The sequence below is a fragment of the Sphingopyxis sp. genome (genome assembly GCF_016463645.1).
In the GTDB taxonomy this organism is placed as follows: Bacteria; Pseudomonadota; Alphaproteobacteria; order Sphingomonadales; family Sphingomonadaceae; genus Sphingopyxis.
The window spans coordinates 1-21,589 of sequence record NZ_JAEMQX010000032.1; the positions used below are offsets into that span (position 1 = coordinate 1).

21 protein-coding genes are annotated in these 21,589 nt (G+C 68.1%); 11 read left to right on the plus strand and 10 right to left on the minus strand.

Annotated features, from left to right (window positions below):
- Nucleotides 1-701 (plus strand): HAD-IA family hydrolase (locus tag JHC57_RS09070; protein WP_294029674.1); only part of this gene is annotated, 701 nt, incomplete at its 5' end.
- On the opposite strand, the gene JHC57_RS09075 is transcribed toward JHC57_RS09070, so the two are convergent.
- Nucleotides 690-1,652, minus strand: a complete 963-nt coding sequence (locus JHC57_RS09075) for a patatin-like phospholipase family protein (protein WP_294029675.1) — start codon at nucleotides 1,650-1,652, stop codon at nucleotides 690-692. The genes JHC57_RS09070 and JHC57_RS09075 overlap by 12 nt on opposite strands.
- 175 nt (nucleotides 1,653-1,827) lie before the next feature.
- Between JHC57_RS09075 and JHC57_RS09080 the strand changes: the two genes are divergently transcribed.
- The 4 genes from JHC57_RS09080 to JHC57_RS09095 all read left to right on the plus strand — a co-directional run bounded on the left by JHC57_RS09080 (nucleotide 1,828) and on the right by JHC57_RS09095 (nucleotide 7,577).
- A complete protein-coding gene (locus tag JHC57_RS09080) occupies nucleotides 1,828-3,660 on the plus strand; it encodes a hypothetical protein (protein ID WP_294029676.1) in 1,833 nt (610 codons plus the stop codon).
- Nucleotides 3,661-3,724: 64 nt separating this feature from the next.
- On the plus strand, nucleotides 3,725-5,260 hold the full coding sequence (locus JHC57_RS09085; RefSeq protein ID WP_294029677.1) for an NAD(P)/FAD-dependent oxidoreductase: 1,536 nt from the start codon (nucleotides 3,725-3,727) through the stop codon (nucleotides 5,258-5,260).
- Between the two features lie 23 nt (nucleotides 5,261-5,283).
- Nucleotides 5,284-5,715, plus strand: a complete 432-nt coding sequence (locus JHC57_RS09090) for a GtrA family protein (RefSeq protein ID WP_294029678.1) — start codon at nucleotides 5,284-5,286, stop codon at nucleotides 5,713-5,715.
- Nucleotides 5,712-7,577, plus strand: a complete 1,866-nt coding sequence (locus tag JHC57_RS09095; protein ID WP_294029679.1) for a hypothetical protein — start codon at nucleotides 5,712-5,714, stop codon at nucleotides 7,575-7,577. Before JHC57_RS09090 ends, JHC57_RS09095 begins: the two co-directional genes overlap by 4 nt.
- A 2-nt stretch (nucleotides 7,578-7,579) precedes the next feature.
- Here the strand turns inward: JHC57_RS09095 and msrB are convergent, their stop codons facing one another.
- From msrB to JHC57_RS09115, 4 genes are all read right to left on the minus strand, one after another.
- Entirely contained in the window at nucleotides 7,580-8,065 is a 486-nt protein-coding gene (gene msrB, locus JHC57_RS09100; RefSeq protein WP_294029680.1) for a peptide-methionine (R)-S-oxide reductase MsrB, read from the minus strand.
- A gap of 43 nt (nucleotides 8,066-8,108) precedes the next feature.
- On the minus strand, nucleotides 8,109-9,344 hold the full coding sequence (locus tag JHC57_RS09105) for a cytochrome P450 (RefSeq protein ID WP_294029681.1): 1,236 nt from the start codon (nucleotides 9,342-9,344) through the stop codon (nucleotides 8,109-8,111).
- A gap of 88 nt (nucleotides 9,345-9,432) precedes the next feature.
- Nucleotides 9,433-10,731 (minus strand): ABC transporter permease, encoded by a 1,299-nt coding sequence (locus JHC57_RS09110; RefSeq protein WP_294029682.1) that lies wholly within the window; start codon nucleotides 10,729-10,731, stop codon nucleotides 9,433-9,435.
- Nucleotides 10,728-11,702 (minus strand): ATP-binding cassette domain-containing protein, encoded by a 975-nt coding sequence (locus JHC57_RS09115; protein WP_294029683.1) that lies wholly within the window; start codon nucleotides 11,700-11,702, stop codon nucleotides 10,728-10,730. The genes JHC57_RS09110 and JHC57_RS09115 overlap by 4 nt, the downstream gene beginning before the upstream one ends.
- 50 nt (nucleotides 11,703-11,752) lie before the next feature.
- Between JHC57_RS09115 and queG the strand changes: the two genes are divergently transcribed.
- Nucleotides 11,753-12,805: a tRNA epoxyqueuosine(34) reductase QueG gene (gene queG / locus JHC57_RS09120; RefSeq protein ID WP_294029684.1), complete on the plus strand. Its 1,053-nt coding sequence runs from the start codon at nucleotides 11,753-11,755 to the stop codon at nucleotides 12,803-12,805.
- A gap of 6 nt (nucleotides 12,806-12,811) precedes the next feature.
- On the opposite strand, the gene JHC57_RS09125 is transcribed toward queG, so the two are convergent.
- Nucleotides 12,812-13,192: a hypothetical protein gene (locus tag JHC57_RS09125; protein ID WP_294029685.1), complete on the minus strand. Its 381-nt coding sequence runs from the start codon at nucleotides 13,190-13,192 to the stop codon at nucleotides 12,812-12,814.
- Nucleotides 13,189-13,872 carry an EI24 domain-containing protein gene (locus JHC57_RS09130; protein WP_294029686.1) on the minus strand — a complete coding sequence of 228 codons (684 nt, stop codon included), beginning with the start codon at nucleotides 13,870-13,872 and terminating at the stop codon, nucleotides 13,189-13,191. The genes JHC57_RS09125 and JHC57_RS09130 overlap by 4 nt, the downstream gene beginning before the upstream one ends.
- A 109-nt stretch (nucleotides 13,873-13,981) precedes the next feature.
- Here JHC57_RS09130 and JHC57_RS09135 point away from each other — a divergent pair, with 109 nt between their 5' ends.
- The gene (locus JHC57_RS09135) at nucleotides 13,982-14,980 is read left to right on the plus strand and encodes an adenosine kinase (RefSeq protein ID WP_294029687.1); all 999 of its coding nucleotides are present in this window, start codon (nucleotides 13,982-13,984) and stop codon (nucleotides 14,978-14,980) included.
- 56 nt (nucleotides 14,981-15,036) lie between these two features.
- On the plus strand, nucleotides 15,037-15,294 hold the full coding sequence (locus JHC57_RS09140; RefSeq protein ID WP_294029688.1) for a hypothetical protein: 258 nt from the start codon (nucleotides 15,037-15,039) through the stop codon (nucleotides 15,292-15,294).
- Nucleotides 15,295-15,297: 3 nt separating this feature from the next.
- Here JHC57_RS09140 and JHC57_RS09145 read toward each other — a convergent pair whose 3' ends face one another.
- From JHC57_RS09145 to tsaD, 3 genes are all read right to left on the minus strand, one after another.
- The gene (locus JHC57_RS09145) at nucleotides 15,298-16,839 is read right to left on the minus strand and encodes a lipopolysaccharide biosynthesis protein (RefSeq protein ID WP_294029689.1); all 1,542 of its coding nucleotides are present in this window, start codon (nucleotides 16,837-16,839) and stop codon (nucleotides 15,298-15,300) included.
- A gap of 76 nt (nucleotides 16,840-16,915) precedes the next feature.
- Nucleotides 16,916-17,908, minus strand: coding sequence for an NAD(P)H-dependent glycerol-3-phosphate dehydrogenase (locus JHC57_RS09150; protein WP_294029690.1), 993 nt, complete (start codon nucleotides 17,906-17,908; stop codon nucleotides 16,916-16,918).
- A complete protein-coding gene (gene tsaD, locus JHC57_RS09155) occupies nucleotides 17,905-18,939 on the minus strand; it encodes a tRNA (adenosine(37)-N6)-threonylcarbamoyltransferase complex transferase subunit TsaD (protein WP_294029691.1) in 1,035 nt (344 codons plus the stop codon). Before tsaD ends, JHC57_RS09150 begins: the two co-directional genes overlap by 4 nt.
- A gap of 63 nt (nucleotides 18,940-19,002) precedes the next feature.
- On the opposite strand from tsaD, the gene hemC reads away from it, so the two are divergent.
- The 3 genes from hemC to JHC57_RS09170 are packed head-to-tail and all read left to right on the plus strand — an operon-like array spanning nucleotide 19,003 to nucleotide 21,558.
- Nucleotides 19,003-19,950, plus strand: coding sequence for a hydroxymethylbilane synthase (gene hemC / locus JHC57_RS09160; RefSeq protein WP_294029692.1), 948 nt, complete (start codon nucleotides 19,003-19,005; stop codon nucleotides 19,948-19,950).
- Nucleotides 19,947-20,633, plus strand: a complete 687-nt coding sequence (locus JHC57_RS09165; RefSeq protein WP_294029693.1) for a uroporphyrinogen-III synthase — start codon at nucleotides 19,947-19,949, stop codon at nucleotides 20,631-20,633. The genes hemC and JHC57_RS09165 overlap by 4 nt, the downstream gene beginning before the upstream one ends.
- 19 nt (nucleotides 20,634-20,652) lie before the next feature.
- A complete protein-coding gene (locus JHC57_RS09170; RefSeq protein ID WP_294029694.1) occupies nucleotides 20,653-21,558 on the plus strand; it encodes a hypothetical protein in 906 nt (301 codons plus the stop codon).
- Nucleotides 21,559-21,589: the final 31 nt, after the last annotated feature.

Genomic DNA, 21,589 nt, shown 5'->3' on the forward strand with positions numbered 1-21,589 from the left:
GGCGGGGATCGCCGTTCAGGGGTGACGAAGGACAGGACGCCAAGTATGGCCCGGGAATGATAGACGAGACAAGCCGGCCGTTGCGGTTCGACGGCCGTGGATATGCCGCCTTCCTGTTCGACATGGACGGCACGATGATCGATTCGACCCTCGTCGCCGAGCGCATCTGGAGCGAATGGGCGGAGCGAAACGGCGCCGACGCCTCCGCGTTGCTCGCCGCCGTGCATGGCGTACGTGCGGTCGATACGGTTCGCCGCTTCGCGCGCGCGGGAACCGATGCCGAAGCCGAGGCGATTCGCCTGACCGAGGCCGAAATCGCGGCGGTCGACGGAATCCTGCCCGTCCCCGGCATCGAGGCCTTTATCGCGATGCTGCCCGCCGATCGCTGGGCGGTGGTCACCTCGGCGCCGCGCGCGCTGGCCGAGGCGCGGTTTCGCGCGGCGGGGTTGCCGGTGCCGGCGACGATGGTCGCCGCCGAGGACGTCCGGCGCGGCAAGCCCGATCCCGAGGGCTATCTCAACGCCGCCGCGCTGCTGGGTGTCGCGATCGGCGCGTGCCTCGTTTTCGAGGATGCGCCCGCAGGTATCGCGGCGGCGAAAGCGGCCGGGGCCGATGTTGTCGCCGTCGGGGGTCAGGTCGATGCCGAAGGCTGCGTCGCATCGATCATGGATTATCGCGGGGGGCGGGTTTCAGCTCAATAGCGGTTCGAGCGCGTCCCATTCGCGCTCGACCGCGCGGCGGCCCGCGTCGATTGCGGCGCGGATTTTCGCCGGATTGAATTCGAGCGTTTCGGCGACTTCCTCTTCGGGTTCGATGATGCGGATCGGCGCGAAGCGGTAGCGCGCGATCTGGACGTCGAGCGGGCGGAGGATGCGCGCCGCCTGCGCGCCGCCGATGCCTTCGTTCTGGAGCGCGCGGAGCTGGCCCTCGCGCGCGGCGATCAGGTCGTTGATCAGCGCCGCACCGGCAAGGTCGTTTGCCGACACCTCGGATTGCAGGATATCGACCGCGCGCAGCCCGATCTTGATGAGGTTGGGGAAGGTGCGCACCGGGCCGGGCCGCGGCGCGGGCGAGGCGCGCACCGCGATCACCCCGCGCGGGTTCATTTCGAGCGCCGAGCTCAAGGGCGTCACGTCGCGCACGCCGCCGTCGACCCATTGTTCCTCGGTCCCGTCGCTCGCGCGCGTCTTCAGCGGATCGAAGAAGAGCGGCATCGCGCAGCTCGCATAGACCCAGTTGTGGATGCCGGACACGCTTTCGTCGATCGTCCGATAGGTTCCGGTGCCGAGATTGACGACGCCGAGGAGCAGCTTGCGCCCACTGGCACGCAGTTTCGCGTCGTTCGCGAACCCTTTGAGCAGCTTCTTGAGCGGCGCCGTGTCGTAGAGCGCGTCCTCGCCGAGCAGCCCGCCGACGACGCCGAGCGGGCGCGCCTTGTAGATCGAGCTGTTGCCGCGGATGCCGAGCCAAGCGTCGAGCAACCCCGGTACATCGTCCTGCGCGACGCCGAGCGCCTGAATCGCGCCGGTCGAGACGCCGGCGACGATATCGAGCCGGACACCGCGGTTGACGACGAGTTCGTGGACGACGCCGACCTGGAAGGCGCCCTTGGCGCCGCCGCCGCTCAATACGATTGCCAGACCGCCAGCCATACCGTGCGCCTCCTTGGCGAGGGACAGCTTATCGCAGTTTCGCCCGCCACCCAAGCGCTGGCGCGTGCATCGGCGGAAAACCCGCCGATTTGAAATCCCTGGCGCGACATTAACCGGTTTTTAGAGCGCCAATCCTAGGACGGGCTGCGGGCGGAAAGGCCCGAGGGGGGTGGCGATGGCCGGAGCGAGGGCGAAAGCGCAGGAAAGCGGCAGCACGCATGCGTCCCTGTCGCCCGAACGGCTGGCGCTGATCCTGTGGTGCGGTTTTTTTGCAGTCAGCCTGCTGCTGAACCGCGACGCGATCGCCCATCTGACCTTTTCCGATCCCGACAATGCCATGCGGCTGGCGCAGGTTCGCGACCTGATCGCCGGGCAGAACTGGTTCGACACGACGCAGTATCGGACGAATCCATCGGGTGGCGGCGGGCCGACGCACTGGTCGCGGTTCATCGACGCGCCGATCGCAGGGCTGATCTGGCTGCTTGGTCTTTTCGCCGAGCCGCGAACCGCCGAACGGCTGGTGCTGGCGGTCTATCCGCCGCTTCTGGCGCTGCCCGTGCTGCTCGTCCTTTCGCGAATATTGCAGATGCTGGGCGATCGCACCTCGGTGCTGTTCGGGCTTGTGATCGCGGCCACGACGCTCAGCTATCTTCATCATTTCGCGCCGCTCAACATCGACCATCACAATTGGCAGATCCTGCTCTCGGTCACGCTCCTGTGGCTCGCCCTCCGGCCGCCCGGCTTTGGCAACGGCCTGCTCGCGGCGCTCGTCGCCAGCATATATGTCGAGATTTCGCTCGAAGGCTTTCCGTTTCTCGGGCTTTTCTGGGCGCTTTTCGTATTCGACTGGCTGCGCCATCCGTCGAGTGCGGGGCGATTGCGCGGCTTTTCGGCCGGGATGATCCTGTTTCCGGCGCTCTGGTCTCTGCCGTTTCGCGGACCGGCCTATTTGTCGGGCATCTTCTGCGACAGTTTCTCGCTACCCTATCTGCTTGCCGCAGCGTCGGCCGGGACGGTTTTCGTGATCGGCATCGCGTCGTGCCGGGTCGACTCGCCCGCGCGGCGAACGGGCGTCGTACTGATCGCGGGTATCGTTGCCGCGGCGGGATTCGGACTGGTCGGTCCGTCCTGTCTGGCCGGACCTTTCGGCGAACTGGAGCCTTTCGTCCGCACCTATTGGTACGATCCGATTTACGAAGGCCGGCCGCTGTGGGTTCAGACGCCCGCGCGAATGCTCGGCTATGCCATGCCCACCGCGATCGGTGTCGCGGCGACGCTTTGGGCGGCCGCGCGGACGCGGAGCGGCCCCGAGGGCGAAAACTGGCTGCGTCTCGGGCTCGCGATAGCATTCGCGGCGATCATGGCCTGCCTGGTCGTGCGAACGATCGCCGTGGCGCACGCCTTCATGATTCCGGCCTTTGCCGCGCTGGGGGTCGCGTTGTGGCGTCGCGCCGACGCCCAATCGGGATCGCTCCGCCGGCTGGGCGGCGTTCTGCTCTTCATGCTGGCGATTCCGACGATCGATATGGCGCTCGGCTTCCGATTGGCGTCATTGCGCGCCGGATCGCCGGTGGCGACGAGCGCCGCGCCGCCCTGTCCGGTCCGGGGGATGGATGCGCTTGCGAAGGAACGTCCAACGCTCCTCTTTTCGACGATCAACATCGCGCCGGCGCTTCTGGTACGCACGCCGCACAGCGTGGTGACGACGGGGCATCACCGCAACCATGCAACGCTCCACCGCGTCCTGTCGGCCTTTCTTGCGCGGCCCGCCGCGGCGCGTGCGCTTGTTGCGGGCAGCGGGGCGCAATATCTGGTCTTCTGCGATGAGGAGCTCGCGCGGCTGGCTCCCGGCAACCCCGATGGGCTGGCGGCGCGCTTGCTCGCGGGGCAGCCGATCGACTGGCTGGAGCCGCAGGTCCGGCTCTCGGCGGGCAGCTTCCATGTCTATCGCATTCGGCGCCCCACGGAGGAAGCGGCGCGATCCGCGGGAAATCCTCCGCGGCATTAACCGGTTCTTATCCATGTTTCGTCCATGGCGGGGCAAGCCAGTTATCTGTGTGGGGGAATAGCACGTGACCATCGCCCGAGTTTCGAAAAGCCGTCCGACAAGCGCCGACGTCGCCATCATCGGCGCGGGGCCGGCGGGGCTCACCGCCGCCTATCTGCTGACGCAGCAGGGCTATAGCGTGACGGTGATCGAGAAGGATCCGGTCTATGTGGGCGGGATCAGCCGCACGGTCGAGCATGAGGGCTTTCGCTTCGATATCGGAGGGCACCGCTTCTTTTCGAAGAGCCGCGAGGTCGTCGACCTGTGGAACGAGATCCTGCCGGACGATTTCATCGAGCGCCCGCGGATGAGCCGCATCTATTATGAAGGCAAATTCTATTCCTATCCGCTGCGCGCGTTCGAGGCGCTGTGGAACCTCGGCGTGGTGCGGTCGACCTTGTGCATGATCAGCTATGCCGAGGCGAAGCTGCTGCCGAAGAAGACGGTGCGCAGTTTCGAGGACTGGACCGTCAACCAGTTCGGGCAGAAGCTCTATTCGATCTTTTTCAAGACCTATACCGAGAAGGTGTGGGGCATGCCGTGCGACGAGATGTCGGCCGACTGGGCGGCGCAGCGCATCAAGGGGCTGAGCCTCGGCGGCGCGGTGATCGACGGGCTGAAGCGCAGCCTCGGGCTCAACAGGAAGCCCAACGACGGCATGGCGACCAAGACCCTGCTCGAAACCTTCCGCTATCCGCGGCTCGGCCCGGGCATGATGTGGGAAGCGGCGCGCGACAAGGTCGTCGCGCGCGGCAACCATGTGCTGATGGGCCACGGTTTCAAGCAGCTGACGCAGGATCAGAAGACCGGCCGCTGGCGGATGACCGCGACCGGCCCCGACGGCGACGTCGTGATCGATGCAGGCCATGTGATCAGTTCGGCACCGATGCGCGAGCTGGCGGCGCGGATTCATCCGCTGCCCGCGTGCGCGCTGAACGCCGCGCCAAACCTCAAATATCGCGACTTCCTGACCGTCGCGCTCAAGATCCGTTCGGAAGATCTGTTCCCCGACAACTGGATCTATATCCACGACAGCAAGGTGCAGGTCGGCCGCGTGCAGAATTTCCGCAGCTGGTCGCCCGAAATGGTGCCCGATCCCGAACTCGCGTGCGTCGGCCTCGAATATTTCTGTTTCGAGGGCGACGGGCTCTGGGCGGCGAGTGATGAGCAACTGGTCGCGCTGGCAACGAAGGAAATGGAAATTCTGGGTCTTTGCGATCCCGAGGACGTCGTCGGCGGCGCGGTGGTACGGCAGGAAAAGGCCTATCCCGTCTATGACGACGATTATGCCGCGCATGTCGAGACGATGCGGTCCGAACTGGAAGCGCGCTATCCGACGCTGCACATGGTCGGGCGCAACGGCATGCACCGCTATAACAACCAGGATCATGCGATGATGACCGCGATGCTGACGGTGCGCAACATCGTCGCGGGCGAGAAGCTTTACGACATCTGGGGCGTCAACGAGGATGCCGAATATCATGAAAGCGGCACCGAGGGCGAACAGGCTGCGCTGGCTTCGGTCCGCGAAGTGCCGACGCGCGTCGCCAAGGCGGCCTGAGGCCGCCCGGGAGGATCGGCGTCATGCTGGCCGTGAACAAGTTGATCGCGTCGGTCCGGCGCGGTGAAATCCGCTGGCTGAACTATCTGCTCGCGAGCGGGCTCGCGCTCGGCAGCGACGCGGGGCTCTTCCTGCTGCTGCTCGACGCCGGGCTCGCCCCGGTGACGGCGTCGGCGACCGGCTATTGCGCCGGAATTCTCGTCCACTGGCTGGTTTCGAGCCGGCTCGTCTTCGCCGATGGCGCCGCAGCGCGCGGTACGGGCGAGCGGCATCGGCAGAAACTGCTTTTCGTCGGGTCGGCGCTTGTCGGCCTCGCGGTCACGACCGCGATCGTCGGCGGCGGCAGCGCGCTGGGGCTCGACCCGCGGCTTGCCAAGCTTGCCGCGATCATCGTGAGTTTCCAGACGACCTATCTGCTGCGCCGCCATATCGTTTTCCGGACCGCGGCGGCATGAGCGACGCCGCGGCACCCGCCGCGGGGCCGCCGGCTTCCGCGTCTGTCCCCGGCGGATTCGCATTCGGGCCGTGGTTCACGCCGGTGCGAATCGCGCTCATCGTCTGGGGATTGATGAGCCTGATCGCGATCGTCGCCAAATGGCAGGCGATCGGCGCGCTCGATCTCGCCGACACCGACGACGCGATGCGCATGGCGCAGGTTCGCGACCTGCTCGCGGGGCAAGGCTGGTGGGATCTGGTGCAATATCGCGTCAATCCGGCGGGCGGCGGGGTGCTGATGCACTGGTCGCGCATCGTCGACGCGCCGCTCGCCGCGGGCATATTGATACTGAAGCCGCTGTTGGGGCAGGCGATGGCCGAGCGGATCGTGATGGCGCTGTGGCCGCCGCTGCTCGGCGCCGCGCTCAGTGTCGCGTGCGTGCTCGGCTACCGCAACCTTTCCGACCGCCGCATCGCCTATGTCGTGCCGCTGTTCCTGATCATGTCGGGCTATATCCTCGTCCAGTTCCGTCCGCTCCGCGTCGATCATCACGGCTGGCAGATCTTTCTCGCGATGCTGGTGATGGCGCAGGCGCTGCGGCCGGCGGGCTGGCGGGCGGGGCTGCTGGGCGGGCTGTTCGGCGCGGCGCTGCTTGCGGTGTCGATCGAGGGCCTGCCCGTCGTCGCGATCTTCGCGGGCCTCGCCGCGTTGCGCTGGGCGCTCCACGGCAAAGCCGACGATCGCGCGCGCCTCTGCGGCTATATGGCTGCGCTCGCCGGCGGCGCGATCCTGCTCCAGTTCGCGACGCGCGGCCCTGCCGGGCTGACCGGCGGATGGTGCGATTCGCTGTCGGCGCCCTATATGGCTGCGTTCGTCGCGGCGGCGGCGGTGACCTTCGGCGCGGCGCGGGCCAATCCGGGGGCCGCCCGGGGCCGTTTCGCGCTGCTCGCGCTGGCGGGCGTATCGGCGGCGGGCGCGCTCGTGTGGACCGGACCGCAATGCGCGAACGGACCCTTTGCGTCGCTCGATCCGATCGTCGTCCAATACTGGTATCGGGGCGTCCTCGAGGGGCAGCCCTTGTGGATGTCGAAGCCGCACGATGTGATTCACGTGCTCGTGCCGTCGCTCGTCGGACTTGCGGGCTCGATTCTCGCCTGGCGGAGCTGTGCCGCCGCAGGGGATCGCCGCAACTGGGCGACGATCGTCGTTGCGCTGACCGGCGCGGCGGCGCTGTCGTTGCTCGTGCTGCGCAGCGTTTCGACCGCGCATCTTTTCGCCTTGCCCGGCTGCGCCTGGCTCGGCCTTCGCGCCTGGGCAAGGGCACGGACGATCGTCTCTACCGTGCCGCGCGTCCTCGCATCGGCGATGGCGGCGCTGACTTTGCCGCTGCTCGGCAGCATGGCGGTCGCCGCCGTCCTTGCGCCGGTGATCCCCGTGCTGCGGAATGACGAAAAGCGCGCGGCTGAGGAGGCCTCGGGCGCCAATCGCTACAAGGCCAACTGCCTCGACCCCGCGGCGATCGCCGATCTCGAAAAGCTGCCCGCGACGACGCTGCTGACCCCGATCGACCTCGGCGCGCCGCTGGTTTTCTGGACGCGGCACAGCCTTGTCGCGACGCCGCACCACCGCAACAAGGAAGCGATGGCGGATACGATTCGCGCCTTTGCGGGTGACCCGGCGAAAGCCGAAGCGCTCGTTCGCAAGCAGCAGGCGACGCTGATCGTCTTTTGTCGCACCGCAAACGACTTCACCAAATATCGCCGTGCGCGAAAGGATTCGCTGGGGGCACAGCTTTATGCGGGGAGGCCGCCAGGGTGGCTCGAAGCGGTGCCGATCGGCTCGCGCGCGGGCCTGGCGGTGTGGCGGGTGAAGCCCGAGTAGCGTCAGGAGGGACGGAAAACGAGCGCCGCGCCGTTCATGCAATAGCGTTTGCCTGTCGGGCGCGGCCCGTCGTTGAAGACATGGCCGAGATGGCCGCCGCAGCGCCGGCAATGCACTTCGGTACGCGCATAGCCGAGATCATGATCGGTCGAGGTGCCGATCGCACCCCTGAGCGGCGCCCAGAAGCTCGGCCAGCCGGTACCGCTGTCGAATTTGGTCCTGCTCGAATAAAGCGGCAGCGCGCAGCCGGCGCAGTCGAAGATGCCGGCGCGCTTTTCCTTGTCGAGCGGACTGGTGAAGGCGCGCTCGGTCGCCGCCTCGCGCAGCACGCGGTATTGCAGCGGCGACAGGCGTTTTTTCCATTCGGCGTCGGAAAGCTGCCAGCCCGCCTGCGCCTTTGGCCGCGCCGATTTGGCGAAGAGCACCGGTGCGCCGATGATGGCGCCGCCGAGCGCGAGTCCGCCGAGAAGATGACGACGTTCGATCATGCCCTTGATACGTATGGCCCCGCCAGCGGGTTACAAGGATGCGTCAATATTTCGCGATCTGCACCGGCAGCGCGCGGAAACCGTGGACGAAGCAGGCATGGACGCGTTCGGGTTCGCCCGTCACCGTCACGCGCATCCGCCGTGCCGCCATTTCCTCGAGCAGGATGCGCAGCTGCAGTTCGGCAAGGCGCGCGCCGACGCAGCGGTGGACGCCATAGCCGAAGGAGAGATGCCGCCGCGCATTCTCGCGGTCGAGTTTGAGTGCGTCGCCCTCGTCGAACACGCCCTCGTCGCGGTTCGCCGACAGATACCAGAGGATGAGCTTGTCGCCCTTTCTGATCTGGTGTCCGAAGAGGTCGGCATCGGCGAGCGCGGTGCGGCGCATATGCGCGAGCGGGGTCTGCCAGCGGATGATCTCGCTCACCGCATTGGGGATCAGCGACGGATCGGCCTCAAGCTTTGCGCGCTGCTCGGGGAACTTGTCGAGGCCGTAGGCGAGCCCCGACATGGTGTTGCGCGTCGTGTCGTTGCCGCCGACGATCAGCAGTACGAGGTTCCCGATGAACTCATATTTGTCCATGTTGCGCATCGCTTCGCTGTGCAGCATCATCGACAGGAGGTCGGGGGTCGGTGGCTGGTCGAGCTTTTCCATCCAGAGGCGCTGGAAATAGACGAACGCCTCTTCAAGCACCGCGCGGCGCTGTTCCTTGAGTTCGGGTTTCTGCGCGAGTTCGACGTCGCCCATCCAGTCGGACCATTCGGTGAGCTTGCGCCGGTCCTCCCACGGGAAATCGAAGAGCAGCGCGAGCATCTGCGTTGTCAGCTCCATCGACACGCGGTCGACCCAGTCGAAACTCTCGCCCCACGGCAGCCCGTCGAGCACTTCGCCGGTGCGGCTCCGGATGTCGTCGGACAGGCGCGTCATTTCGGCGGGGGTGAAGGCGGGGGCGACGGTGCGGCGCTGATCGGTGTGCTGCGGCCGGTCCATCGCGATGAACATCGGCAGGCGGAAATCCTCGTCCTCGTCGCGTTCGAGGATCGTGATCCCGCCATATTCCCACGAGGAGCTGTAAATGTCGGGCAGCGCCTCGACATGCTGGATCGCCTGATGGCTCGCGATATTCCAGTAGGGGCCGTGGACGCTGTCCTCGCATTTCACGATGCCGCCCGCCTTGCGGATCTCGGCAAAGGGCACCTGCCAGCGATCCTCCGAATAGATCGCGGCGGGGCTCATGTCATAGCGATCGGTGACGGGCTGGGGCGCGGCTGCAGTCGCCATCGGGCATCCTCCTCCTCAAAAGGGACTCGCCGCGACGCTTGCCGCCGTCGGCCAGATCAGTTGCAGGATGCCACTGTTTACAGCTTTGTCAACGAGGCTGGGACGAAGCGGCCTCGGCGGCGGCCGCAACTGCGGTCGAGGCCTTTGCCCTGCGCCAGAATTTCCAGCCACTGCCGCCGCTGAGCACGCCGGCGCGGAACAGGCGCACCGAAATCCAGATGACGAGCGCGACCCAGAGCGCTTGCCAGCCAAGCGCGAGCAGATGGACCGCCTTCGCATCGTCGGTTGCGGCGCGCGCCGCCATCGCGAGCGGTGAAGAGAAGGGAAAGATCTGCGCAAAGCGGGCGAGGCCGCTGCCCGGCGCGCTCGCCGCCGCCGTCGACAGGCTGAACATGCCGACCTGAAAGATGGTGATCGGCAGGCTGAGCATCTGGATCTCGCGCACCGTCGCCGCCTGCGCGCCGACGCCGAGGAAGACTGCGCCGAGCAGCAGGAAGGACATGATGAAATAGAGAAACCCGATGCCGAGGAAGAAGGGCCAGCCGGTCGCAGGCATCGAGGCGAGCGCGGTTGCCGCCTTGCCCGCCTTGCCCGCAGCGTCGATCGTGGCGGGATCGATCTGCGTTGCCGCGACGAGGCCGCCGCCGAACGCCATCGCGAGCCAGAAAGCGATGAAGAGCACGGCCACGCCGAGCATGCCGAGCAGCTTGCCGAGGAAGACGCTTTCGAGCGGTACCGCGGCGGCGAGGATCTCGATGACCTTGTTGCCCTTTTCCTCGGCGAGCGAACTCACCGTCTGTCCCGCGAGCAGCAGGGTCAGGAGAAAAATGACGAACACCGCGCCGAAGCCGATCGACTGTTGCAGCGCGATGCTCGCGCCGCCGTGCCGGAGGCTCTCGAAGCGCGGTTTGACCGGCGCGACTGCGCCCGCGGCGCGGTCGCGCAGCACCTGTCCCGCAAGCAGCGCCAGATAGCGCCCCGAGCTGCCGTCGGCATTGCGTTCGACGATGCGCGGATTTTCGAGCGGGCCGCTCATCACCGCATAGGTGTCGGTGCCCTTTTCGCCTGCAATCGCGAGCGGATCGGGCGTGTCGGGACCGGCGATCCGGAATTCGAGCGCTTCGGGCGCGTCGCGGCCCGGGAAGGCGGCGCGCAGGCGCGCGTCGGCCGAGCGGAGGGCTTCGACGTCGGCCGGATCGGCGATCGCGACGATGCGGCCCTTGCCGCGCGCGCTGTCGGCGAGCTGCGACGCGCCCATGCCACCCGCGAGAGCCATGCCCACCATGAACAGCGGGGCGAGGAGGAAGAGGAGGAAGGTCGGCGTCGCGACGATCGCGAGAAAGTCGCGCCGCGCAACCACGAACATATTCCGGATGAACGGGGTCATGCGCTTGCCTCCTCGATGGCGTCCCCGGCAGCGTCGGCGTCGAAGCTGGCGTCGACCTGACGGACGATATGGACGAAGGCGTCGTGGAGTGCCGGGCGGCTGATCGACAGGCCGGCGACGCCATGACCGCTCGCGGTGATCCGTGCGAGCAGCGGCTCGACATCGCTATCCTCGATCGTGAAATGCCAGGCGTCGTCGTGGCGCTCTGCGCCGGCGGGCAGATTGGCGGCGATCGCGGCGGGATCACCCTGATCGCGCGGCGTGTAGCGGACCTGCATCGGCAGCAGCGCGCGCGCCTCGTCGACCGTGCCCTCGAAGCGTCTTTGCGAGCGCGCGATGATCGCGATGCGATCACAGAGCCGCTCGGCATGCGCCATGACGTGGGTCGAGAAGAGGATCGTCGCACCGCGATCGCGCTCGCGCCGGACGAGCATTTCGAGCCGTTCCTGGTTGACGGGGTCGAGTCCCGAAAAAGGTTCGTCGAGCACGATGAGGTCGGGGGCGTGGACGATCGATCCGATGAGCTGGATCATCTGCGCCATGCCCTTCGACATCTTGCGGATCTTCGTGTCGATCACGCGTTCGAGCCCGAGTTCGGTCATGAAGGTCGCGGCGCGGCGACGGCCCTCGCTCCAGTCGAGCCCGCGCAGCGCGCCCATGAAGGCGATCGCCTCGCGCGCCTTCATGCCGGGATAGAGGCCGCGTTCTTCGGGGAGATAACCGATGCGGCTGCGTACGCTCTGCGGCTTGTGTCCGCCGAGGAGGCGGCTCATGCCCTCGTCGGGGTCGATGATGCCGAGCGTCATGCGCAGGCTGGTGGTCTTGCCTGCGCCGTTGGGGCCGAGCACGCCGTAGATGCAGCCCGCGGGCACCGCGAGGCTGACATGATCGACCGCCTTGTAATCGCCGAAATATTTGGTGAGGCGGGTCGCCTCGACGCTGAAATCGCTCAAGCTTCGGTCCCCAATCATTCGCTGAACCGGGCTATGGCACGGCGAGACGGCTCGCGTATAGAGCGCCAATGGTTGCCGAAGCCTTGCCTCCTCTCGAAGCCCGCCTCGAAGCGGTCGCGCGCGCGCACGGCTTCGCGGCGTTCGGGATCGCGCGCGCCGATGCGGCGCCGCAGACCGCGGCACGGCTGAAGCAGTGGCTTGCCGAGGGGCGCCACGGCGACATGATCTGGATGGAAAGCCGCGCCGAGCAGCGCGGATCGCCAAAGGGGCTGTGGCCCGAGGTCCGTTCGGTGATCGCCCTCGGCATGAGTTATGCGCCCGCGCTCGACCCGCTGGCGCTGGCCGGGCATCCGGACCGCGGGCGGATTTCGGTCTATGCGCAGGGCGGCGACTATCATGACGTCGTCAAGAAGGCGCTGAAGGCGGTCGCGCGCTGGCTGGTCGCCGAGGTCGAGGATGCCGAGGTCAAGGTGTTCGTCGACACCGCGCCGGTGATGGAAAAGCCGCTGTCCGCAGCGGCGGGGCTCGGCTGGCAGGGCAAACACACCAATCTCGTCAGCCGTGAGCATGGCAGCTGGCTGTTCCTGGGCGCGATCTACACGACGATTGATCTGGCGCCCTCGGTGCCCGGGCGCGACACATGCGGCAGCTGCGCGGCGTGCCAGGACGCGTGCCCGACGCAGGCCTTTCCCGCACCCTACCGGCTCGATGCGCGGCGCTGCATCTCCTACCTCACGATCGAGCATAGCGGCCCGATCCCCCTCGCGCTGCGGCGCGGGATCGGCAACCGTATCTATGGCTGTGACGATTGTCTCGCGGCGTGCCCGTGGAATAAATTCGCCGACACCGCGCACCGGCACCGCGCCTTCCTGCCACGCGCCGAACTTGCGGCGCCCTCGATCGGCGACCTGCTCGACCTCGACGATGCCGCGTTCCGGCAGGTGTTCGCGGGCTCGCCGATCAAGCGGATCGGGCGCGGGCGGATGGTGCGTAATGCGGCAATCGCGGCGGGGAACAGCGGCGATGTGCAGTTCGTACCGGCGCTTCAGAAGCTCGTCGGCGACGAATCGCCGATGGTGGCCGATGCCGCATCATGGGCGCTGGCCGAGCTGGCGTCGTGACGTCATTTACCGCCGAAGCGACTGCGCGCAGCCGTTGACCTCGGCGTTCCGACCGTCGGGGGTGCGCGCGTCGACGTGCGTCGCGACGGGATTGGCGCCAGCGCGCGGGGCGTAAAAATAGATATCGAGGGTGCAGCTCGATCCGGCGAACTGCAGCTTGCGGCCGGCGCCTTCGGTGACGTCGAGACGCGGTTTGCCGAACATGCGGCCGATCGCGTCGGCGCTGTTCCCGATCAGGACGTTGTTCTGCACCGGCTTGACCACCGTCGGCGGCGGCGCGGTGGTCGTCGGCGGGAGCGTCGAGGGGCGCGGAATCGCGGGGCCGGCGCAGGCGCCGAGCGTCAAGCCGAGCGCCGCAATGGCGCCGAGGCGGCGATTTTCAATCATGTTTCGGGGTCCCCCTTGCCCAGATGCAGCATGTGGACGGCCATAGCCGCGCTCAGAATCGGCGCCAACAGATTGGCGACGGGTACCACGAAGCTTGCGGCGGACAGCAACCCGAGCGACCAGCGTGCCGGCCGGTCGAAGCGCGGATGGCCGGGATGGCGCGCGAGCACCATCGCTTCGAGATCGCGGCCGAGCAGCAGCGCGTTGACGAGGAGCGCGAAGATCGGGGTGCCGATCCCGGTGACGAGCAGCACGACATAGACGGGCAGCGCGAGCAGGTTGCCGCCGATCAGGCGGCCGAGCGACGCGAGCGCGAGGCGGATATTCTGCCGCCAGCCGACATCGATGGCGCGCCGTGCGGCGGCGGGATAGTGGCGTCCCTCGACCTCGGCGACGATCGCGTCGGCGAACAGGCCGACGACGACGATCGCGACGGCGCGGAACAGCAACCAGCTTCCCGCGACGATAAGGAGGGCGATCAGCACCCCCGCCATGTCGAGCTGCGCGTCGTCCAGCCATTGCCCGTGCGCGAGCGCCCAGCGAATACCGAAAAAGATCGCGGCGCCCGAGATCGCGAGCAGCAGCAGGGTAAGCGCAAGGCTCTGCGCGAGAACCCGCATGACGCCCGGACGGGGCAAGTCTCCGAGCGCGAGCAGAAAAGCGTGGACGGCGCGGGCCATGGCGCCGGGATGATCGGCGCCGCGCCCCGCGTCAAGCGCCGCGCTTGCGTTGGCGCGCGCGCGCCACTAAAGGCGCGCGCAGCTTTTCCCACGCATCACAGGATTTTTCATGGCCTCCACCGCCCGTTTCGATGTCGTCGCCATCGGCAATGCGATCGTCGACGTTCTTGCCCGCGCCGACGACGCGCTGATCGAGGCCGAGGGCCTGGTCAAGGGATCGATGCGGCTGATCGATGGCGAGGAAGCCGAGCGGCTCTATGCCGCGATGGGCCCCGCGGTCGAGGTATCGGGCGGCAGCGCGGCGAACACGCTCGCGGGCATGGCGGCGCTCGGCGAGCGCTGCGCCTTCATCGGGCAGGTTGCCGACGACCAGCTCGGCCATGTCTTCACCCACGATCTGCGCGCGCTCGGCGTCGCTTATGAGACGCCGGCGCTCAAGGAAGGCGCGCCGACCGCGCGCTGCCTGATCCTCGTCACCCCCGACGGCCAGCGCACGATGAACACCTTCCTCGGCGCGAGCCATCTGCTTGAACAGGCGATGATCGACGAGGCATGGATCGCCGATTCGGAGATTCTCTATCTCGAAGGCTATCTGTGGGATCCCGAGCTGTCGCGCGCGGCGATGCGGCGCGCGATCGAGGTGTCGCGCGCGGCGGGTCGCAAGGTCGCCTTCACCCTGTCGGATGCCTTCATCATCGACCGCCACGGCGCCGATTTCCGCAAGCTGATCGCCGAGGGGCTGTTCGACATATTGTTCGCGAACGAAGTCGAGATTCGCGCGCTCGCCGAGACCGAGGACTTCGAGGCGGCGGTCGCGAAGATCGCGCCGCAGGTGCCGCTGCTGATCGTCACGCGCGGATCGCACGGTGCGATCGCATTGCAGGACGGGACGCGCACCGAAGTCGGCGCCGAGCCGATCGAGACCGTCGTCGACACGACGGGCGCGGGCGACCTGTTCGCCGCGGGCTTCCTGTCGGGCCTTGCCGAGGGGCGTTCGATCAGGGATTGCCTCATCATGGGTGCGGTTTGCGCCCGCGAGATCATCGCACAGGTCGGCCCGCGCGCGCAGACGGACCTCAAGGCGAAGGTCGCCGAACGCCTCGGCTAGGAACCTTCGGCGGCCGTGAAGCGTCCTATCCGCCAGACAGCATAGGAGTGATTCTTATGGCCGACGAAATCCACACGACGCGCGATCCCGACGGAACGACGCATACCACCACGGTCATCGACCGCGAGCCGCGCCGCGGCGGCGGGATCGGCGTGGGGTTGATCTTTCTCGTCGCGATTCTGGTTGCGGCCTTCTTCGCCTTCCAGTTCCTTGCGAGCGAAAAGACCGAGAGCGGCGCGATCAGCGAAGCGGCGCAAAAGGTAGGCGATGCCGCCGAGGATGTCGGCGACGCGGCGCAGAAGGCGGTCGACTGACGGTCAGGCCGCGGGCGCCGTCGCCGGATCGGGATGTTTCTTGAACAATTCGCGATCGGCGGGGCCGAAGCCGCGGGTCCAGATCAGCCAGCCGTAGATGCCCAGGATGAAGGGTACGCCGATCAGCAGTTCGGCCCATTCGGGAAGCTGCGTCGCGCCATAGCCGAGGATCGTCGCGCCCGCGGTCGCCCAGACGAGCGCCCAGCGCAGGCTGTTCACCGGCGCGCCGAGGATGCGCGAGAGGAGCCGTGCCTTCACCAGCGAGGCGAAACCGAGCGCGAGCATCAGCGCGAGCGCGACCGCGCCGGCATAGGTGATCGGTGGCAGGCCCATCGATTTCGCGATCAGGATCAGCGCGACGCTGAACCCAGCCTGCAGCGCGAGCGTCGCGATGCTGATCAGGAGGTTGCGGTGGCGCGCAACATAGACGAGCGCCGCCTCGCTGACGACCGCGGTCGCCGCGACGACCTCGGCGGCAAGCAGGAAGGCGAGCGCGGCGGTGCCGCTGACGAACTCGGGGCCGACGAGCCCCATCACCGCCTCGCCCGGAATGCCGAGCGCGAGCGCGACGCCGGCCTGCGCGGCGATGATCCAGAAACCGACCTGGCTCACTTGCGCCGCCACGGCGGCAAGTCGCTTTTCGGCGAGGTTGCGGGTGATGACGGGGCCGAGGATCGGTTCGAAACTGGTCTTGAGCTTTTGCGGCAGCGAGGCGACCTGCTGCGCCATATAGTAGATGCCGTAGACCGTCGGCGAAGTGAACTGGCCGAGGATGAAGAGGTCGAGCCGGCGCGTGCCCCATTCGATCGCGTCGGCGGCGGCGAGCGGCGCGTTGCGCCGCGCAACCGCGATCAGATGCGCCGGATGCGGCTGCCACCCCTGCGGCCCGCCATAATGGCGGAGCATAGGGATGAGCGCAGTGAGGAAGGCGCCGAGCATCGCGGCGGCATAGGAGAGCATCAGCCCGTCGCGCGCCGAGATGAACCAGAACCCCGCGGCGGCGGCACTGATCACCCAGGGCTCGACGATCGCGCGGGCGCGGACGGTGGCGCCGACGTCGAATTTATAGGCGCAGGCGGCGAGCGCGATATCGGTTCCCGCGATCGCGAAGACGAGCAGTGCCATCCAGCGATCGGCGCTGTCGACGCCGCCCGACGGAAACATCAGCTGCGGGAACAGCGCGAGCAGCAGCGAGCCGGCCGCCGACGCGATAAAGGCGACGAACATGCCGTCCCAGACGACGGTGCGCTGGTCGGCGCCGGGCGCGCTCAGCTGTTCGGCGAGCCCGCGCTTGAGGCCCAATGTCGCGAGCTGCGCGACGAGTTCGATGACGAGCACGGCAAAGGCGAAGCGCCCGACCGCTTCGGGGCCGTACCAGCGTCCCGCCACGTAGAGGAAGGGGAGGCGCGCGACGAGGCGCAGGATGAAACCGAAGAAATTGGTGCGGCCACCCTTGGCGAGCGCGGCGGTGTCGGCATCGCGCGAGGGTACATGCGGCGAGGGATCGGATGATTGGGGCGCAGCTGCGCTGTCGTTATGGCTCAAGCCTGGCGCCCCTTCTGCTTTGCCCTGATGTGCAGTTTAGCGCGGTCGAGGGGGGCAGGCAATTGTGCGAAGCAAATCATCGCCCTTCGGGTCGCAGCGGGCGGCTGAGCAAGGCCTGAATGGCGTCGCCGACGCGCGTTTCTCCCGCAACGAGGCGCGCGACGGTATCGGTGATCGGCATGTCGATGCCGTCGGCGCGCGCGGCGGCGGCGACGACAGGCGCGCTGAACGCGCCTTCGGCCACCGTGCGGCGGTCGGCCAACAGCACGTCGGCCGCTTCGCCGCGCCCGAGGCCCTGGCCGAGCGCGAAGTTGCGCGAATTGAACGAGGTGCAGGTGAGGACGAGGTCGCCGAGCCCGGCAAGACCGGCGAGGGTTTCGGCCTGCGCGCCGCGCGACAGGCCGAAGCGCGTCATTTCGGCAAAGCCGCGGCTGATCAGCGCCGCGCGGGCGTTGAGCCCGAGTCCGGCGCCGTCGACGATCCCGCACGCGATCGCGAGGATATTCTTGACCGCGCCGCCGATCTCGGCGCCGATGACATCGGTCGAGACATAGGGACGGAAATGCGGCCGTGCGAGCGCCTGCGCCAATGTCGAGGCAATGGCCGGATCCGCGGCGGCGAGGGTGATCGCGGTCGGCAGGCCGGCGGCGACCTCATGCGCGAAGGTCGGGCCCGACAGCACCGCATGCGGACGCCGCGGAGCAAGATCGCGCGCCATGTCGACCGGAAAGGCGAAGCTGCCCGCCTCCATGCCCTTGCTGCAGAAGACCAGCGGCGCGTCGCCCGCGGGCAGCTCGGCGAGGACGGCGCGCAGGAAGGGGACGGGGACGACGACGAGCAACGCGTCGAGATCGGCCATCCCGGCGAGGTCGCCCGTCGCGGTCAGCGACGGCGACAGCGCCGCGTCGGGGAGAAAGACGGGATTGCGGTGTTCGGCGTTGATCGCCGCGACGACATCCGCCTCGCGGGCCCAGAGGCGCACGGGCACACCATCGGCGGCGAGCAGCTGCGCGAGCGCGGTGCCCCACGCACCGCCGCCGACCACGCCGAAATTCGCATATGACGTCATGCTTTCACTCCGGCGCCGCGGACGGCTTCGGCTTCGGGATCGAGCGGCCAGCGCGGACGCGCGGCGGTGTCGAGCGGATCGGTGAGCCCCGCGGCGAAGCGCTCGGCGCCCGCCCAGGCGATCATCGCGCCATTGTCGGTGCAGAGCCAGAGCGGTGGGGCGACAAAGGTCTTGTCGAAGCGCGCCGCGAGGCCGGTGAGCGCGGTGCGGATCGTGCCATTGGCGGCGACCCCGCCCGCAACGACGAAGGCGGTCGCGTCGGGGCAGGCGGCGAGCGCGATGCGGCTGCGGTCGACGAGACAGTCGACGACCGCCTGCTGGAAGGAAGCGGCGAGGTCGGGAACGCTGTGTTCGCCCGATGCCGCGGCGCGCGCGACCGCGCTCTTGAGCCCGGCGAAGGAGAAATGCGGTTCAGCGCTGCCGATGAGCGGGCGGGGGAGCGGCACCGCTCGCGGGTTGCCCTCCCTTGCGACGCGTTCGACCGCGGGACCGCCGGGATAGCCGAGCCCGAGCAGCTTCGCCGTCTTGTCGAACGCTTCGCCCGCGGCGTCGTCGATCGTGGTGGCGAGGCGGCGATAGTCGCCGACGCCGCGCACGAGCAGCAACTGGCAATGCCCGCCCGATACGAGCAGCAGCAGATAGGGAAATTCAAGCGTTTCGTCGGCGAGGCGCGGGCTCAGCGCATGGCCTTCGAGATGATTGACCGCGATCAGCGGCCTGTTCGCCGCATGCGCGAGCGCCTTGCCGGTAACGAGCCCGACCATCACGCCGCCGATCAGCCCGGGGCCGGCGGTCGCAGCGACGGCGTCGATATCGGCGAGCGTCACGCCGGCATCGGCGAGTACGCCCTCGACGATCGGCGCGAGCCGGTCGACATGCGCGCGCGCCGCGATCTCGGGAACGACACCGCCGAAGGGGCGGTGCTCGGCCTCCTGCCCGGCGACTCGATGCGCGAGGACGCGCCGTTCGCTGTCGACAAGCGCCGCCGCGGTTTCGTCGCAGCTCGATTCAAGGCCGAGGATCAGGGTCATATTGTTGCGTGTTCCTTTACCCGCCCCTTTATCGGCAGGGCAAGCCGCGCTAGCAGCGCGAAGATGAGTTCTCTTCCTACTCCCGAAACCCCGCTGCGTATCGGTACGCGGGCTTCGCCGCTCGCGATGGCGCAAGCCCATATGGCCGCTGCGGCGCTGATTGCCAGCCATGGCATCGATCTGGCGGCGCTCTTAATCGTGCCGATGACCGCGACGGGCGACCGGATCCAGGATCGCGCGCTCGCCGACGTCGGCGGCAAGGCGCTGTGGACGCGCGAGCTCGACGCCGCGCTCGATGCGGGAACGATCGATATCGCGGTCCATTCGCTGAAAGACGTCGAAACGCTCCGCGACGAACGGTTTTTCCTCGGCGCGATGCTCGAGCGCGCCGACCCGCGCGACCGGCTGGTGGTCCGTGAGGGGATCGACGCGGCGACGATCACCGATTTGCCGCACGGCGCGCGGCTGGGTACGAGCAGCCCGCGCCGCGCCGCGCAGGTCAGGCGGATCCGCGCCGATCTCGAAACCGTATTGTTGCGCGGCAATGTCGCGACGCGGCTCGCGAAGCTCGCAAATGGCGACGCCGATGCGACCTTGCTTGCGGCGGCGGGGCTTGAGCGGCTGGGGATGCACGATATCGGCGCGGTGCAGGAAGCGAGCCTGCTGCTCCCCGCTGCGTCGCAGGGGGCGATCGGGATCGAGTGCCGGTCGGACGACAGGACGACGCGCGCGCTGCTCGCGGCGGTCGACCATGCGCCGACGCATCGCGCGGTGATGGCCGAGCGCGCATTTCTGGCGGCGCTCGGCGGCGATTGCCGCTCGCCCGTCGCCGCGCATGCCTTCTGGCGGGACGATGGCATGCTGCGCCTCGATGCCGAGATTTTTTCCGGGGATGGCGCTGATCATGCCGCGGGGCACATCATCGTGACCGAATCGTCCGCGCCGGAGGCGCTCGCGCAACGATTGCTCGGCGAGGCGCCCGAGAGCGTCCGGCGGTTGTTCACGGCGTGACCGGCCCGCCGTTGATCGTCACGCGGCCCGAACCGGGCAATGCTGCGACGACCCGGCGGGCGGAGGCGATGGGTTTTGCGGTCCATGCGATGCCGCTGTTCGCCGCGCGGCCGATCGAATGGGCTGCGCCGGAAGCCCGGAATTTCGACGCGCTGCTGCTCACCAGCGCCTTCGCGGCGCGCCTCGCCGGACCGGGGCTCGCGGACCTTTCCTGCCTGCCCGTCTACGCCGTCGGCGCGGCGACCGCGCGGGCCGCCGAAGCCGCGGGGCTGACGGTGGCGAGGACCGGAACGGCCGATGCCTCGCGGCTTCTTGACGATATGACGTCAGAAAATATCCGTGACTTGTTATGGCTTTGCGGTCGCGACCGGTCCGAATTCGACCCGCGGGGCGCGGCGATCACCGCGCTTGCCTGCTATGCCGTCGATCCTGTCGATCCCCCGGCAGAGTGGAGCGCGCTGATCGCCGCACCGTCTATCCTGCTCGCGCATTCGGTGCGCGCGGCGAAGCGCATATCGGACCTCGCCGGCGAGGCGCGTGCACATCTCTCGCTCGTCGCGATCAGCCCGGCGGTCGCGGCGGCGGCGGGTGAGGGCTGGCGGCGCCGCGCCATCGCGGACCAGCCTGACGATGTCGCAATATTGGCACAAGCGCGTGCTTTGTGGCACAAGGGTGCAAAATAGGGTCGTTCGAAAGAGAAACATGGCAATCGACAGTATCGACACCTCCTTGTCCACGCCGGACGAGGCGGTCCCGAGGGGGCTATCGTTCCGTGCCCTGGTCCTTGGTGCCGTCCTCCTCCTCCTGATCGGCGTCTTCGGCGGCGGATGGGCGGTGAACCGCTGGCTGACGGGTAACAATCTGCCCCCGGCGAAAATGATCGAGACATCGCAGGGTGCGGCGAACCCGCTGCTCGCCGGCGGAGCCGCGAAGGGCGTTGCGGCCGGCGTGGCGCCGGTTGCCGCACCCGTCGACAGCGCCACCGCGCTTGCCACGCGCGTCGCCGAACTCGAACAGCGGCTGTCGCGCATCACGCTGCAGGCCGAATCGGCGTCGGGCAACGCCTCGCGCGCCGAAGGGCTGCTGGTCGCTTTCGCGGTGCGCCGCGCGCTCGATCGCGGCCTTTCGCTGGGCTATCTCGACGCGCAGCTCCGCCTGCGCTTCGGCGACGATCAGCCGAATGCGGTCAAGACGATCATCGATACGTCGCGCGAACCGGTGACGCTAGAACAGTTGCGCGCGGAGCTCGATGCGATGGCGCCGCAGCTCGTCGGCCGCAATGGCAATGGCGACGGGAGCCTCTGGACCGGACTGCGCCGCGAACTCGGCGAGCTGTTCGTTGTGCGTGCCGCCGGCACCCAGTCACCCCGCGCCTCCGAACGGCTCGATCGCGCGCGCCGCCTTCTTGCTGCGGGGCAGGTCGATCTTGCGATCACCGAGGTCGAGGCGATGCCCGGCGTCGAGGTCGCGGGCGAATGGCTGATCGAGGCGCGGCGTTATCATGAGGCGCGGCGCGCGCTTGACCTGATCGAGACGGCGGCGATATTGGAACCGCGCGACAGCCCGACTGCCGCGATGGCCCGCAAAACGGGCGAACCGACCCCGTAGCGCGCATTCCGTAAGGGCTGCCCGCCTTGAC

What these genes read in the sequence shown, in the direction of transcription:
- JHC57_RS09125 (WP_294029685.1), bottom strand. Translation starts at nt 13,192, where the DNA reads ATGATTGAAAATCGCCGCCTCGGCGCCATTGCGGCGCTCGGCTTGACG.
- JHC57_RS09075 (WP_294029675.1), bottom strand. Translation starts at nt 1,652, where the DNA reads ATGGCTGGCGGTCTGGCAATCGTATTGAGCGGCGGCGGCGCCAAGGGC.
- JHC57_RS09115 (WP_294029683.1), bottom strand. Translation starts at nt 11,702, where the DNA reads ATGATTGGGGACCGAAGCTTGAGCGATTTCAGCGTCGAGGCGACCCGC.
- JHC57_RS09095 (WP_294029679.1), top strand. Translation starts at nt 5,712, where the DNA reads ATGAGCGACGCCGCGGCACCCGCCGCGGGGCCGCCGGCTTCCGCGTCT.
- JHC57_RS09135 (WP_294029687.1), top strand. Translation starts at nt 13,982, where the DNA reads ATGGCCTCCACCGCCCGTTTCGATGTCGTCGCCATCGGCAATGCGATC.
- JHC57_RS09110 (WP_294029682.1), bottom strand. Translation starts at nt 10,731, where the DNA reads ATGACCCCGTTCATCCGGAATATGTTCGTGGTTGCGCGGCGCGACTTT.
- hemC (WP_294029692.1), top strand. Translation starts at nt 19,003, where the DNA reads ATGAGTTCTCTTCCTACTCCCGAAACCCCGCTGCGTATCGGTACGCGG.
- queG (WP_294029684.1), top strand. Translation starts at nt 11,753, where the DNA reads ATGGTTGCCGAAGCCTTGCCTCCTCTCGAAGCCCGCCTCGAAGCGGTC.
- JHC57_RS09130 (WP_294029686.1), bottom strand. Translation starts at nt 13,872, where the DNA reads ATGGCCCGCGCCGTCCACGCTTTTCTGCTCGCGCTCGGAGACTTGCCC.
- JHC57_RS09080 (WP_294029676.1), top strand. Translation starts at nt 1,828, where the DNA reads ATGGCCGGAGCGAGGGCGAAAGCGCAGGAAAGCGGCAGCACGCATGCG.
- JHC57_RS09105 (WP_294029681.1), bottom strand. Translation starts at nt 9,344, where the DNA reads ATGGCGACTGCAGCCGCGCCCCAGCCCGTCACCGATCGCTATGACATG.
- tsaD (WP_294029691.1), bottom strand. Translation starts at nt 18,939, where the DNA reads ATGACCCTGATCCTCGGCCTTGAATCGAGCTGCGACGAAACCGCGGCG.
- msrB (WP_294029680.1), bottom strand. Translation starts at nt 8,065, where the DNA reads ATGATCGAACGTCGTCATCTTCTCGGCGGACTCGCGCTCGGCGGCGCC.
- JHC57_RS09140 (WP_294029688.1), top strand. Translation starts at nt 15,037, where the DNA reads ATGGCCGACGAAATCCACACGACGCGCGATCCCGACGGAACGACGCAT.
- JHC57_RS09170 (WP_294029694.1), top strand. Translation starts at nt 20,653, where the DNA reads ATGGCAATCGACAGTATCGACACCTCCTTGTCCACGCCGGACGAGGCG.
- JHC57_RS09150 (WP_294029690.1), bottom strand. Translation starts at nt 17,908, where the DNA reads ATGACGTCATATGCGAATTTCGGCGTGGTCGGCGGCGGTGCGTGGGGC.
- JHC57_RS09090 (WP_294029678.1), top strand. Translation starts at nt 5,284, where the DNA reads ATGCTGGCCGTGAACAAGTTGATCGCGTCGGTCCGGCGCGGTGAAATC.